This window comes from Prevotella micans F0438, assembly GCF_000243035.1.
GTDB lineage: Bacteria > Bacteroidota > Bacteroidia > Bacteroidales > Bacteroidaceae > Prevotella > Prevotella micans.
The window spans coordinates 187,006-202,235 of sequence record NZ_JH594522.1 but is presented as its reverse complement, the minus strand read 5'-3'; the positions used below and the strand labels follow the sequence as shown (position 1 = coordinate 202,235).

The 15,230-nt window shown below is 44.8% G+C and carries 11 protein-coding genes; 6 read left to right on the top strand and 5 right to left on the bottom strand.

Annotation, left to right across the window (positions count from 1 at the left end; translation table 11 throughout):
- Positions 1-527: 527 nt before the first annotated feature.
- The 6 genes from uvrB to HMPREF9140_RS05355 all read left to right on the top strand — a co-directional run bounded on the left by uvrB (position 528) and on the right by HMPREF9140_RS05355 (position 8,774).
- Positions 528-2,618, top strand: a complete 2,091-nt coding sequence (uvrB, locus tag HMPREF9140_RS05380; protein WP_018572157.1) for an excinuclease ABC subunit UvrB — start codon at positions 528-530, stop codon at positions 2,616-2,618.
- Positions 2,619-2,832: 214 nt separating this feature from the next.
- Positions 2,833-3,429: an RNA polymerase sigma factor gene (locus HMPREF9140_RS05375; protein ID WP_006952408.1), complete on the top strand. Its 597-nt coding sequence runs from the start codon at positions 2,833-2,835 to the stop codon at positions 3,427-3,429.
- Between the two features lie 40 nt (positions 3,430-3,469).
- Positions 3,470-5,575, top strand: a complete 2,106-nt coding sequence (gene porE / locus HMPREF9140_RS05370; RefSeq protein ID WP_006952407.1) for a PorE family type IX secretion system protein — start codon at positions 3,470-3,472, stop codon at positions 5,573-5,575.
- A gap of 648 nt (positions 5,576-6,223) precedes the next feature.
- Positions 6,224-7,462 carry a methyltransferase RsmF C-terminal domain-like protein gene (locus tag HMPREF9140_RS05365; RefSeq protein WP_006952406.1) on the top strand — a complete coding sequence of 413 codons (1,239 nt, stop codon included), beginning with the start codon at positions 6,224-6,226 and terminating at the stop codon, positions 7,460-7,462.
- 12 nt (positions 7,463-7,474) lie between these two features.
- Positions 7,475-8,269 carry a thymidylate synthase gene (locus tag HMPREF9140_RS05360; RefSeq protein WP_006952405.1) on the top strand — a complete coding sequence of 265 codons (795 nt, stop codon included), beginning with the start codon at positions 7,475-7,477 and terminating at the stop codon, positions 8,267-8,269.
- Between the two features lie 19 nt (positions 8,270-8,288).
- Complete coding sequence (locus HMPREF9140_RS05355) at positions 8,289-8,774, top strand: dihydrofolate reductase (RefSeq protein WP_006952404.1); 486 nt, start codon at positions 8,289-8,291, stop codon at positions 8,772-8,774.
- A 244-nt stretch (positions 8,775-9,018) separates the two neighbouring features.
- Here HMPREF9140_RS05355 and HMPREF9140_RS05350 read toward each other — a convergent pair whose 3' ends face one another.
- From HMPREF9140_RS05350 to menC, 5 genes are all read right to left on the bottom strand, one after another.
- Positions 9,019-9,639, bottom strand: coding sequence for a DNA alkylation repair protein (locus HMPREF9140_RS05350; RefSeq protein WP_006952403.1), 621 nt, complete (start codon positions 9,637-9,639; stop codon positions 9,019-9,021).
- Positions 9,636-11,600, bottom strand: a complete 1,965-nt coding sequence (locus HMPREF9140_RS05345; protein WP_006952402.1) for a dipeptidyl-peptidase 3 family protein — start codon at positions 11,598-11,600, stop codon at positions 9,636-9,638. Before HMPREF9140_RS05345 ends, HMPREF9140_RS05350 begins: the two co-directional genes overlap by 4 nt.
- Before the next feature lie 57 nt (positions 11,601-11,657).
- A complete protein-coding gene (locus HMPREF9140_RS05340; protein WP_006952401.1) occupies positions 11,658-12,119 on the bottom strand; it encodes a helix-turn-helix domain-containing protein in 462 nt (153 codons plus the stop codon).
- A gap of 198 nt (positions 12,120-12,317) precedes the next feature.
- Positions 12,318-13,310 carry an AMP-binding protein gene (locus HMPREF9140_RS05335; protein ID WP_006952400.1) on the bottom strand — a complete coding sequence of 331 codons (993 nt, stop codon included), beginning with the start codon at positions 13,308-13,310 and terminating at the stop codon, positions 12,318-12,320.
- The gene (menC, locus tag HMPREF9140_RS05330) at positions 13,307-14,341 is read right to left on the bottom strand and encodes an o-succinylbenzoate synthase (RefSeq protein ID WP_006952399.1); all 1,035 of its coding nucleotides are present in this window, start codon (positions 14,339-14,341) and stop codon (positions 13,307-13,309) included. Before menC ends, HMPREF9140_RS05335 begins: the two co-directional genes overlap by 4 nt.
- Positions 14,342-15,230 lie beyond the last annotated feature (889 nt).

The window sequence follows — 15,230 nt, the reverse complement described above, 5'->3', positions numbered from 1 at the left end:
TAGCTCCTTTCGCACCAAAGATTACTTTGATAAGCATCCGGCGAGGCTAGGTCCTTACGCCGGATGCTTTCGTTTTCCATGAGCCTTATCTCCCTCTTCTGAGACCTCTGAAACGTAGCCCGAAAAAGAATCGACTCTTCATCCACAGCTGAAACACTGCCCTAGAAAAAGAGAGATGCTTAATCTCCAATCGATCATTAGAGATTTTGCAAGCGAAGTGTTACGAATGAATACTTTTCGCCAAGGGTATTAAACACTCTTCACTAAAGGTGTACTATACCCTTAATCAAAGGTGTACTACACCCTCAACCAAAGGTGTACTGTACCTTTAACCAAAGGTGTACTACACCTTTGATAAAGGGTGTTGTACTCGATTTATTAACCCCAAATTGGTCATTAGGTCTAAAGACTATTATTCCCTTTGATTTCCTAATGACCGATTTGGGGTTAATCCGTCATTGAGATAGAGGGATAATCCGCGAGATACTTGTCTTTATTGCATTCAACTTGCACTATCTTTGCGCGCAATGAGAAAATTTCAACTAACATCGGAATATAAGCCTATGGGCGACCAGCCGGAAGCCATCAAAGAGCTTACCGACGGACTGAGAAGGGGCGAGAAAAGTCAGGTACTCCTAGGCGTAACCGGCTCCGGAAAAACATTCACCGTGGCCAATGTCGTCGCTAATGTGAATAAGCCCACGCTGATTCTGTCACACAACAAAACACTGGCAGCACAGCTCTATGAGGAGATGAAATCCTTCTTTCCGAATAATGCAGTGGAATATTATGTGTCGTATTACGACTATTATCAGCCTGAAGCCTATCTTCCGGCAACAGATACCTATATCGAAAAAGAGCTCGATATAAATGATGAAATTGATAAGCTGCGGCTCTCAACTGTGTCGGCGCTTCTCTCTGGAAGGAATGATGTTGTGGTTGTTTCATCTGTTTCGTGCATATATGGCATGGGGGGACCGATGGCGATACAGTCGAACGTGATTAAACTTGCCAAAGGACAAACAATGAATCGAAACGAATTCTTACGTCGTCTTGTAGGCGCACTCTACGTTCGTAACGACCTGGAATTTAAGAGAGGATGCTTCAGAGTGAAAGGCGACACAGTGGATGTGGCTATGGCCTATAGCGACGACGTGTTACGTATCACTTGGTGGGACGATGAAATCGAATCAATCGAGGAACTCAATGCAGTCACCTTGCATCGACTAGCGCAGTTCGAAGAATATGCCATATATCCTGCCAACATCTTTGTTACCTCCAAAGAACAAACACAAATTGCCATACGACAGATTCGCGAAGACCTAGCCCAACGATTGGACTATTTTGAACAAAAAGGACAGCATGAATATGCAACACGACTTAGGAATAGGGTGGAATATGACGCCGAAATGCTTGAGGAGCTGGGTTATTGTGGAGGAATCGAGAACTATTCGAGATATTTTGATGGGCGTGTAGAAGGTGACCGACCGTATTGTTTGTTGGACTTCTTCCCTAAAGACTTCCTTATGATTGTTGACGAGAGTCATGTAAGCGTACCGCAGATTTCGGCAATGTATGGCGGCGACCATGCCCGTAAACATAATCTCATAGAGTTCGGATTTCGATTACCAGCTGCTGCTGATAATCGCCCGCTCAAGTTCGACGAATTCTATAGTATGCTCAATCAGGTGATTTACGTTTCGGCCACCCCAGCTAACTTCGAGCTTGAGGAATCCGGTGGAATTGTAGTTGAACAGGTGGTTAGACCCACCGGATTGCTCGAACCGGAGATAGAAGTGCGCCCGTCGGAGAATCAAATAGACGATCTGTTAATCGAGATCGTCAAGCGAGTTAAGTGTAAAGAACGTACGCTTGTAACAACACTCACTAAGCGAATGGCCGAAGAAATAACTAAGTTCCTTACCGAGAGAAACATCAGCACGGCTTATATTCATAGCGATGTGGCTAATCTTGACCGCGTTAAGATTATAAATAATTTACGCTCCGGAATCTATGATGTTCTAGTTGGAGTTAACCTTCTTCGTGAGGGACTCGACCTGCCCGAAGTCTCACTCGTTGCGATTCTCGATGCTGATAAAGAGGGGTTTCTTCGTAGTCATCGCAGTCTGACTCAAACAGCTGGGCGCGCAGCTCGAAATATCAACGGGAAGGTCATTATGTATGCCGACACAATCACAGAAAGCATGGAGCAGACCATAAACGAAACAGCCCGCCGACGCGCAAAGCAATTGAAATATAATGCTGAGCATAACATCAAGCCTATGCCGCTGTCCACTAAGATTAAGGGCACTCTATCAAGCGGAGGCTTTATTCCTAGTCGTAAATGCCCACGCAAACGCACTGCCGATAGCGATATGCCTCTCTCAACCATCCCCAAAGTCGATAATAATACCCTCTTCGAATATCCTTATTTCGAAGACAGGGTGTCGTTTGCTGCCGATCCGATTATTCGCAGTATGACACGCAGTCAGCTCGAGCGCAGTATCGAAGCAACTAAAGAACTGATGCGAGAGGCAGCCGTAAGAATGGATTTCCTACAAGCTTCACAATATCGCGACGAACTTATCAGACTGGAAAGTGAGCTCAGATTGAAGTGAATCATAATAACAAATAAAGCATCGTTGAGAAACCATTTTGCACTGTTCTCAACCCGGTTATCTTATCCCGTAACCCTCACCTCGCCTATATAAAAGTTTGGGTAAGAAATGAAAAGTAATTACATTTGCATCACATAACTTAATATACAAACCAATACAAACCGAAAAGCCTATAGAAACAGCATTACTTTAAGAATAAAAATTATTTTAAAGAATGAAGCAGTTTAGAGAGATGACCGATGAAGAATTGGCCATATTTTATATTAATGGAAACAATAGGGCTTTCGATCTGTTGTTGGCTCGTAATCAGTCCAAACTCTTTTCTTATATTCTCTTCGTGGTACGAAACGAGGATGTGGCTAACGATATCTTCCAAGAAACGTTTGTGAAGATTATTACTCGATTACAAGAGGGAAAATATGTCCCGAGCGGAAAGTTTGGAGCATGGATTATGCGTATCGCTCACAATGTGATTATGGATTGGTATCGTTCGCAGAAGGCCGACAAGATAGTCGAGGCTACCAGAAATAACGACCTATCGAACATTGGAGGTGACGATATGCAGATTGGAAATATCGAGAATCAGTTCATCACTTCCCAAACTCTTTCAGACATCAAGCGAATGATGAATCTTTTGCCGCCGTCGCAGCGCGAGGTCGTTTTCATGCGATTCTATCAGGAGATGTCGTTCAAGGAGATTGCCCAAACAACAGGAGTAAGCATCAACACTAGTCTTGGGCGAATGCGTTATGCTTTGCTGAATCTAAGAAAGATGGTGAGAGAGCATAAAGTATCTCTGCAATTAGCCTAGAGCTATCCCCCGCCTCTACTTGTTTTGAAAGGACGGAGTCATGACGACTTGCACATCTTTTTCCTACTCATTGTTAAAGAACAAGCTCCCCAAGGCGGGGCTTGTTTTCGCTTTTCTATGCACCGTGTTCGCCATGTTCGGATGCGGAGCTGAGAGAAACATAAGAAAAGGCGAGAAGTTCCTAGCGCTGGGCGAGTATCACGACGCTTCGGTTCAGTTCAAGAAAGCCTATCAGAATACGTCTCCGAAAGAACGCACACGCCGTGGAGAGATTGCCGCAAAGATGGCGCTATGCTACAATCGTTTGTCAGCTTCGCAGCGTGCTATTGCGGCCTATCGCAACGTGGTGAGATATAAGCTCGACGACGGAGAGACTCATCGTTTGTTGGCCGACAACCTCATGCGCAACGGAAGTTATACCGACGCCGCCAAGGAATATCAGATTGCACTCGACTCCATGCCCGGCGACAAGATGGCTTCCACCGGACTCACGGCGGCCAAGAAAGCATCGGCCGTTAAGGCGACGAAGTCAAGATATATCGTGAAGAAGATGGACGTGTTCAACTCTCGCCGGCAGGATTATTCTCCGATGCTCTTTGGCGATCATTTCGAGCAACTCTATTTCACATCGACACGCAACGAAGCTGCGGGCGACGAGCTCAGCGGAATCACTGGCGTAAAACCTGGCGACATCTTCGTCAGCGAAAAGGATGTCAAAGGCAAATGGGGCGCACCGAGGGCTATCGAGTCGGGTCTTAACTCGGCTGCCGACGAGGGAACTCCGGCGTTCTCGGCCGACGGTCGCGAGATGTACATAACCCAATGTCTCATCGATGCATCCTATCCGCGTTATGCACAGATTGTTGTGAGCAGTCGTTCGGATGCGGCATGGGGTAAGCCTTCCAAGCTCGAGATAAGCAAGGATACTCTTTCGAACTTTGCGCATCCGGCCATTTCGCCCGATGGAAATTGGCTCTATTTCACGAGCGACATACCGGGTGGGCGTGGCGGATTCGACATCTGGCGTGTACGAATCTACGGAAACAACGTCACGGGTGGAGTCGAGAATCTCGGCGAACCGATAAACACTCCAGGCGACGAGCAATTCCCAACTTTCAGACCTAACGGCGACCTATATTTCTCGTCGAATGGGCACGGAGGTTTGGGAGGTCTAGACATCATTATCGCCAAAGTTGGTGCCGACCATCACTATCATCTCGAATATCCAGGCTACCCGCTCAATTCACAAGGTGACGACTTCGGAATGACCTTCGAAGGCATTCACAATCGCGGATTCTTCTCATCGAACCGTGGCGACGGGCGCGGTTGGGATCACATCTACAGCTTCGAACTCCCCGAAATAGTTCAAACCGTCAAGGGATGGGTCTATGAGATGGAGGGCTACGAACTTCCGGCGGCACAAGTATTCATTGTGGGCGACGATGGCACGAACCGAAAGGTTGCCGTGAAGGGCGACGGCTCATTCGAATATGAAATCAAGCCCAACACAAACTACATTCTCTTGGCAACCTGCAAAGGATTCCTTAATCACAAGGAAGAATTGCGTGTCGAACCCGTTAGCGAGTCCCGCGAATACACACTCCAATTTCCACTGGCCGGCATCAGCATCCCGGTGATGATTGACAATATCTTCTACGACTTCGACAAGGCCACCCTCCGCCCCGAATCGCAGGAGGCACTCAACGGATTGGTCAAGCTACTCAACGAAAACCCCAACGTAACCATCGAGCTATCGGCCCACACCGACTATAAAGGTTCGGCCAACTACAACAAACGCCTGTCGGAAAACCGCGCTAAGTCGGTAGTGGCCTATCTCATTTCGCACGGCATCGCGTCCGACCGTCTTACGCCCGTAGGATATGGAAAGGATAAGCCGAAAATCGTTCGTCGGAAGCTCACCGAGAAATATCCCTGGCTCAAGGAAGGCGACGTGCTAACCGAGGATTTCATTAAGAAGCTCGACAAGGACAAGCAGGAAACAGCCAATCAAATAAACCGTCGTACCGAGTTCATCGTACTCCGCACCACCTACGGAATGTTCGACGAAAAGGGCAATCTCAAGAATGTTCCCAAACCCACGCCGAAAGTCCAGACAGCCCGCGATGACGAAATTATCTTTGAATAGTATTCCGTCGCCCCTTCGGGGCTCCCCACTTGAGGTCGACTATTGCGCAGGGGTTCCGCCCTGCCGGGCTCTACCGCCTGCCTGTGGTCTGCCGCCCCTCCGGGGCTCCTCTGACTCTAGGGTTACCATCCGCTAGAAACGGCAATTACCCGTCCTTAGGAACGACAACTGCTCCCCCGGGAATTGATAATTGCCCTCCCCTAGGAACGACGATTGCCCACCCCTAGGAACGACGATAGTCCACCCTTAGGAATGACATTTGTCCATCCCTAGGAATGACGATTATTCTCCCTTAGGAGCGACATTTGCCCACCCTAAGGAATGACGATTGTCCTCCCTTAGGAGCGAACATTTGCCCTCCGCTAGGAACGACTATTGTCCTCCGCTAGGAATGACATTTGCCCTCCCGTCGAACCGACAAGAACCCTGTAGGGGTGAGAAGACTACAGGCAGGGGTGAGGCGATAGCAAAACCCCTGTAATGCGCATTATCCATGGAAGAGAACCCCGAAGGGGTGACGGACTTCGTAAAGTTCCCCCATCAGTCTATTTGTTCTATTTGGATAAATCTGCCAGATCGCCCCTAACGATAAAATGAAATAATCGCGAGCATGGGCTAATATACCACTCGCGCCAGAAAACAAAACAAATGCAACTTTCCGAAGAATTCAAATCCAGCACACGCACGCTTATGGGCGACGAGCTGTTCAGCATGTTCATTGAGGCATTGGACGATGAACCGCCTGTGAGCCTGCGACTCAATAGATTCAAACCGTCGGCGGTTGCAGATGGGATGAAGAAAAGTAACGTGCCGTGGTGCAACGATGGGGTGTATCTCACCGAACGCCCCAACTTTACGTTCGACCCACTTTTTCATGCCGGAGTATATTACGTTCAGGAAGCTGCCTCGATGTTCGTTCACCATATTCTGAAGCAATATATAAACGAACCCGTAGCTGTGCTCGACCTGTGCGCCGCACCCGGAGGGAAATCAACCTGCGCACTTGGCGCCCTGCCCTCGGGAAGCATGCTTGTGGCCAATGAGCCGATAAGCAAGCGAGCGCAAATCCTAAACGAAAACATCATAAAGTTCGGCTGTCAGGATGTTGTCGTAACCAACAACTACCCCAAGGACTATCGGCAAACCGCTCTGCAATTCGACCTCATTCTGGCCGATGTGCCATGTTCGGGCGAGGGAATGTTCAGGAAAGACGCCAAGGCTATTGACGAATGGAGCGCGCTGAACGTGAGGAAATGTCGCGACCTGCAACGGTCGATAATCGAGGAGATATGGGGCTGTTTGAAACCCGGCGGACTGCTCATTTATTCAACGTGCACGCTGAATGTTCACGAGAACGAGGAGAATATTGAGTGGATAGTCGGCGAACTGGGAGCGAAGGTTATGCCTGTTGATGTTCGGCCCGAATGGAATATCACCGGTTCGCTGAACGGCGAGAATTCTTTGCCGGTTTATCGTTTCATCCCGGGAAAAACTCAGAGCGAGGGGCTCTTCGTTGCTGTTCTAAGAAAGGATGGCGAGCACAGATCGACTGACTTTAGGAAGAAACTTCCTGCCGGATTGCGGAAGTTGAAAATACTTGGCGACGACAAGTTGCAACATCACAGCATGGCCCTATCCATAGACCCGCGGGATAGGGAGGCGTATCCAGCTGTAGAAATCGACTACGGTATGGCTATAAACTATCTCCGACACGAAGCCATTGTCCTCCATGCTGAAACGCCAACGGGCATACTCGTGCTCACATTTAAGGGTGTCCCGATTGGCTTCGTAAAGAATCTCGGAAGTCGAGCTAACAATCTCTATCCTGCAGAATGGCGCATAAAAAGCACGCACGTTCCGCCATATAATCCGATAGTCAACGTATAAAACATATTAGTAATGAAACAATATCAAGATCTGCTTAGGAAAATCCTCACCGAAGGAACGCGGAAAACCGACCGCACCGGAACCGGAACTCTTTCGGTTTTCGGACATCAAATGCGGTTCAATCTCGAAGACGGCTTCCCGCTGCTCACAACTAAGAAACTGCATCTCAAAAGTATCATCTACGAACTGCTGTGGTTTCTCAAAGGCGATACGAACGTGAAATATCTACAACGCCACAACGTGACGATATGGAATGAATGGGCCGATGAAAACGGTAATCTCGGGCCGGTTTATGGGCATCAATGGCGCTCATGGCCGGATGAAAACGGCGGAACGATAGACCAGATTAGTAACGTGATTGAACTGATTCGTAATCATCCCGACTCTCGCAGGATGATTGTCACGGCGTGGAATCCGGCCGAAATAGAACGCATGGCTCTTCCACCATGTCATTGTCTGTTCCAGTTCTATGTAGCCGATGGACGACTGTCGCTGCAACTATATCAACGTTCGGCCGACACTTTCTTGGGAGTTCCGTTCAACATCGCTTCCTATGCCCTGTTGCTGCTGATGATGGCACAGGTTAGCGGACTGAAAGCCGGCGAGTTCATCCATACAACAGGCGACACCCACCTCTACACCAACCATCTCGAGCAGGCCAAAACGCAATTGGAAAGAACGCCTCGTCAATTGCCCATAATGAAACTTAATCCGGACATAAAAAAGATTTTCGACTTCCATTACTCCGATTTCACACTTGAGAACTATAATCCTCATCCGCACATTCCGGCCCCAGTGTCTGTATAACCCTCACAAATCCGTTGATATGAAAATAAATATCATCGTGGCAATAGCCGCAAACAGAGCCATAGGCTTCGAAAATAAACTCATCTATCACATCAGCACCGACCTGAAACGCTTCAAAAAACTCACAACCGGCCACACTATAATCATGGGCCGACGTACATTCGAATCTCTGCCTGGCGGCGCCTTGCCTAACCGTCGTAATATCGTGCTCAGTAGAACCCAGCCAAGTCTTTCTGACTGCGAGATATTCCCCTCGCTGGAGCATGCTCTCGAAGGTTGTAGTCATGAAGAGGATGTGTTTATCATTGGTGGTGCAACCCTCTACGCAGAAACTCTACCGCAAGCCCACCGCCTCTACATAACGCAGATAGATGATATGCCTGCTCAGGCCGATGCTTTCTTTCCTCTAATCCCTGCAGATGAGTGGAAGAAAGTGCATGAGGAACGCTATGCGCCATCCGAAAATATACCCGGATACGCCTTTATCGATTATATCAAAGTTTAAGCTTGAAGAAATTTAAGGGTATAAAAAAAGGACTACCGCTGTAGTCCAATCTTTGTTAACCTTAAATCTAATACTATGAAAAACACGTTGCAAAGATAAATCCCAAGTTAATATGTTGCAAGCCTAAAGCAGCTAGTTTTCCTATTATCAAGTGTTTGTTGATATAAGTCAAGCACCTGCGAAAATACTTCCCCATAATCATTCAAACCTATCTTCCATGTTTCTACGAGTGTAGAAACATCGTTTACGTTTGAAAAATGTCAAGATGAGAAAGGTTTTTGCGGGCAGCTTTCGTGTAGGATTCTCCTAATCCACAAAAACGTAGTATACAGTTATAGGCAGCGTGCTTTGTCTTAATCTCTGTGTCTTCCATTGTTACTTTCGCCTGGTTCAGGAAAGAATCAATGTTTTGCGGTGAAGGTGTTTGACCATCTGCGAAAAGGCTCGAGAGGATTTGATATCCACATATCTGGGTTATAGACTGGGGGGAGGCTATGAACTCGTGAGCTATCTTGTTGGCGAATGGTAGATAACGAAAAAGATTGAAAGCTAGAAGTTCGGCTATCTCTTGTGTGGACGTTTGTTGCATCCAGTTACGGGTGATTTCGGGAGTCATTATTTCCGGTGGCATGATATAGGTAGCGAGGATTTTGCATTCGCGAATGTCTTCTTTCCATAGCTCAGCAGCTAATATAGGGTCTTTGCCATAGGACTGAGCCATGACTTTTAATTCGTGCAAAGGAATACCCCAGTTTATTTTGTAGTTGAGTCCCTTGGTACGCATAGAGTGTGATATTGTTCCGTTCATGCTGAGATGAAACGATTGTTTGATAGTCTTGAGTTTCTCGTGAGTTTCGGTATTCATAGAGTTGCGTATTCTTTAGAGTATCGCATCATCTGTTCTGAATAGCTTTCAGTGTAGTCAGGACATATGTCGATAATATCACCTTCCTTATTATAGATGGGGCATAGGATTGGGTTGATAAATCCTTTGTAGGGAGCAATGTTGAGCTTTGTGTATCGAGTGATGATTTCCTGGTGGAGCTCAGGGTCTATTTTTATAGCGTATTTCTCCACTAGGCTACGTGCTGCGTAGAAATCGCCTTGGCTTTTGATACGTTGTATTTCGGAAAGTTCATGGGCAAAGATATTACGAAGTTCTTCATAGTTATTTATTTGCAGATAGGTTTTACCGTTGAGTCTGATCATTTCAGCGACATTTTTCGGTTGTCCGAGTTCGAGCGCCCATCTAGTAATTAGTGCTCGATTCTGCATGTGCGATTCTTCGATTTGTTTTCCTTGTTCTATGCGGGCTAGCTGGGTTAGGAGACCATTCATCATGTAGCAATAATATTGTGCTTTGTAGGCTTCGGGATTATCGAGTAATCCGAGTTCTAGTAGTTTAGGGTCGGCAATGTAATAAAGTCCGAAGAGGTCGGCTCTGGCTTCTTCGATGGTGTTACCGTAGTTCTTTAGGGCGTCTGAATCTATACCTGGCATGAGTCGTCCACTACCGTGTCCGAGACATTCGTGCAAATCGGTGTGCAGAGCGTCGGTTTTATCGCTGTATTGGTTGATGATGTTTATAGTTTGCTTGTTTATCACGAACTCTTCTTTGAGCCCGTTGCCCTTAGCTGCCATATTATAGGCATGGGTTAGATTGGAGATTGTGACACTCTTTGAACCATATTCGGCCCTTATCCAATTAGAATTAGGAAGATTTATTCCGATAGCTGATGAAGGATATTCGTCACCACCCAGCATAGCAGCACAAACAACACTAGCAGTTATACCTTTAACAATCGGCTTACGGAATTGTGGATTGATGGGTGAGTGGTCTTCAAACCATTGGGCATTTTGTGAAATTAGCTGTGTTCGCCCTGTAGCTTTGGTATCTTTATATTGGACGATACCCTCCCAGGAGGCTTTTAAGCCCATGGGGTCACTATAGACCTCGATGAATCCGTTAATGAAGTCAACTAGTCCTTCTTTTTCGTTGAGCCATGCGATGGAATATCTATCGAAAGTTGCGAGGTCGCCAGTTTTATAGTATTCAACGAGAAGATTTATAATTTCTTCTTGGCGTTTATTCTCTACATATTTGCCCGCTTCATTCAGCCAGTGAACTATTTTTTCAATGGCTTTACTGTAGCGACCGCCGATTTTCCAGATTATTTCTTTTATTTCTCTGTCCTTTTTTGCAAGCGTAGAATTCAGACCGTGGGAAACCGGATGTTGTTTGTCACAATTGTTTTTCTTTGAATTATAAAAATCTTCGACTTCAGCCTGTGTAACCCCTTCATAATAGTTGCAAGCTGAGGTTGTGATGAGATCGTCGCCATCTTTTTTATTAACTCGTTTGGGAAGAATGTTTGGGTTGAAAATGACAGGAATTATTTCTTTTATTAAACTTTCAAGACTTAGCCCTTCTCGTAGTTGTAGATGTGACGTGTTTTCTAGTTTGTACAACGCTTCACGAAAGAACTCTTTAGAAAATCCGGGCTCTAGCTTGTCATATCCGTAGTGATGATATATTCCGTTCGAGAACCATACACGCTTCAAATAAACCTCTAGGGCACGGAAATCGTCGCTATTTCGATTTCCTTTGTAGTGTTCGTGGATTGCTTCTAATATTCGTCTGATTTGAAGATTATATTTTCCGAACTGATCGAAAGTTATATCTCTCCCGAAAAGCGTTGCTTGTGACAAACAAAAAATAAACTTCTTTTGTCTTAAGGGAAGGGAATCAAAATTTTCCAGACGATAGCGGAGCATCTGAATATCAGCAAACTGTTCGTCTGAGAAATTAAAAAGATGTTCACTCATAAGTTTAATAGTTCCTATCGATAAATTTGTTGCTTTAGGAACAAGTACTAGCTTATCTCACTTTTTGTTAGCAGACTTCTTTGTGCTAGGATTCACTGCAGGATATTTTGCCATATGGCGACGTCTGTAGTCTCTTGGAGTTAACCCGTTGATTTTGTAGAAAGAGGCATAGAACGATTGTCTGTTTGCAAAGCCAACCATATCGCTAACATCCTCCATATTTAGGTCTTTATACCGTTTGTCAACAAGAAGTGTCATGGCCTCTTCGATACGAAATTTATTAACAAAAGAGGTGTAGTTCATGTGGAACCTCACATTCACCACTGCAGAAATATATCGCGTGTTGGTTCCTAATTCCTCAGCCAATTTTTTTGCAGAATATTTCTTGTCTTTGTATTTCTGTTGTATAAGAATAATCTCTAGGATTCGCTCTTTCAATTCGTCCATTAATTCAGGACTGATAAGACTACGATAAGCTGCTACCTTGTCTTTTTTCTCTATGATATTATATTTTGCCATAAGACAGTGAGATTAAAAAATTAATACCAATTCTCCTATTTGTTGCAAATGTATATCTTTTCTTCTGTACTCTCAAGTGTTCTCTTTGATTTTTCGAGTTTGTTTTATGGCTTTAAGAGGCTATTTTGATGATGTTTTTTTACAATTGAATGACACCTTATCTTTATATCCAAGAGATAAAAATGGATTTGGAAAGAGCTATTTTTTCAACCGTGAGGCAATTTCTTCAGCTTGGTGACGGGCCGGCTTGCCAGTGACTGTTGTGGGAAGATGGTCTATGTGGAGATAGTGGCGTGGGCATTGATATTTCGGTAGAATATAGTGAGCTGTTTCTGCAAGTTCTTCTGGTTTGTCGTGTTCGGTTAGTAAAACCACAGCTTCGCCGAGCTTCTGGTCGTAACATTTGGTTATCATGAATGGAAGCGAGATGTAGGGACGTAGAAGACACTCTATTTCTTCAATCTGGATTTTAAGACCACCAGAATTGATGACGTTGTCTTTACGACCTTTTATTTTGAAGAGAGTTTTGCCGGATGGATTGATTTTAATCTCGACTAGGTCATTTGTTTTCAAGATATTTGGATTTACTTCTGGAGCATAGATGGTTAGACATCCGTCTCTGGCGAACGAAATATCGACTCCGTCTAAAGGTTCATACCACTGACTTGCTTGCGGGCCGTTCAATCTTTGAAAGGCTATGTGTGACAATGTTTCAGTCATTCCATACGTACTCCAGATGGCGTTCGGAAAATCTTTTAAGTCCTCGGCCAATTGATTGTCTATCACACCACCACCTATGATTAAGTGTCGAATATTTCGTAGTCTATTGCGTTCTTCTCGGTTCTCTAGCGAATTTAGAACCTGTATCGGAACCATAGCCGCAAAGTCAATTTCGCGAGGTAGGGAGTCATCGGCTAGTGGATGTCCCGAAGGCCGAACATCAATTAGCTTCAATCCACGTTCAATGCTTCGAACAACCATCATTTTGCCTGCTATATAGTCAAGAGGCATACACAATAAAGCCGTGTTACCAGGATGTAACCCCAGGAAGTTGCACGTTGTTCGCGCCGATGATAGCATACGTTTTTTCTCAATCCATATTGGGCGTGGTTTCCCAGTTGAACCACTTGTCCGAACCAACAGTTCTGCATCCTCGCTGTACCATTCTTCAAAAAATTCTTCAAGATTCATAGTTTGACCCAAAGTTTTTCTTCTCGTATTTCGATTGGAAAGGAAATATTATCCTCGAATAGTTGACCTGTTCCTAATCCTTGCGCCATCGAGGTATTGGGATATAACCGAGCCGCCAGTTGAGATACAGCATTGAGTCCTATATTGCTCTCAAGGGCCGAAGTTATCCACGACCGGATTCCGCGCTCCTCAGCTAGTTGTACCCATTCTGTTGTGCCACTCATTCCTCCGTGCAAACTAGGTTTCAAAACAACGAACCGTGGTCTCACAGTATCAAGCAGTCTTTTTTTTTCGTCGCTATGATTCAATCCGATTAATTCCTCGTCGAGAGCAATAGGCACGGGTGATTTGGTGCATAATTCGGATAACTCTTTCCATTGTCCTTTTGCTATTGGTTGTTCTATGGAATGAACATTCTGCATTGCCAAGTATTCCAGTCGTGCCATGGCTTCTTTAGGGGTAAATGCTCCGTTAGCATCTACTCTTAGTTCTATTTTATCCTTCGAGAACGAACTGCGAACACAATGAATTAGCTCTAACTCACGCTCGAAATCAATAGCTCCAATTTTCAATTTTATGCACTTGAAGCCTTGTTTGATTTTCTCGTCTAACCGCTGCAACATTTCGTCGAATGTCCCCATCCATACAAGTCCGTTAATTGGGATTCCCACCTGTCCTTTTCCAAATGGAGTGTTGAAGAAGTCTATATTTCCTCCCGCCTTCAGTTGAGCCATGGCCGACTCTAATCCGAATAGCATAGAAGGAAAATCTCTCATCGAATCTCTATCGATTTGCCCAGTCTCTTCCAGTCGGTTACAGAACTCGTGCAACTTACGCTCATAATCGGCCGCCGGCATAGCATCGCATGATAAATCAGGCAATGTCGCACATTCGCCCATCCCCACAACGAGTGGGTTATCAGTATCTCGTAGAGTCACAAAAAAGCTCTGCCTAGTTTTATATACGCCGCGCGACGTTATTGCCGGTCGTTTGAAATGAAAAGTCTTCAAGGTTATATCAACCTTATACATTTTATATATCAGTTATTGTCTTCTACATTTTAGCAACTCAAAAGAGTCGGTTCTTTGTGACTTTTTATTATAGACACTTATAAAATTGAAGAAAGGAAAAGGGTTACGATTTTGTTACTACTCAAATTCCCTGAACTTCCTTGATCTGCTGTCCTTTTAAACAAGAATTGTTGTCAATGCAAAGATAAAAAATGTGCCGTTCAGCTAAAGAAAATACTTGTTTTTTATCGGTAGAGATGTTTTTTAGATGTTGCATCAGTAGTTTAATTATTTTGCTGAAATCCTCCCCATATTCGTCATAAACAAGTTATGCTCTCTCTTCGTGAGTCTCTTTATCGGGCATAACACATTCCTGCATTTGGCAATACAATAAGGTATAAATAGATGGCATAATGAAGCAGTGAGAAGTCATATTCTCCCGCTTTTTGCCTTAGAATAAGGTATAAATGTGAAGTAGTCCTACTTTACGAAATATTTTTTTGGATAATACGGCTTTGCAAACATGACAAGGAAGAAGTGCCGACACCTCAACCAACCCCGTATTAGTATCCGTGCCGGTGCGGGCATCAACCTTAATAATATTCCACTTTCTCACATAGCCCAAAAGTCATTAATTTATAGATACATTTTCATTCATTTTCTTAATATTCCTATTCACAATATTTGGCAGTTTCAATACTCTGTTATATCTTTGCTGCTGTGAAACATAAGGGTGTTATAAATAGCAAGATGATACAAGGCACAATGAACAATAGACGAGGCGCAATGCCGAGGCAGAAAGGCGAGAACTTTTCTGTTATTTTTGTGCCCGATTATTTGGTAGTTCCAAATAATTTGCTAACACACACACACACACACACACACACACACACACACACACACACACACA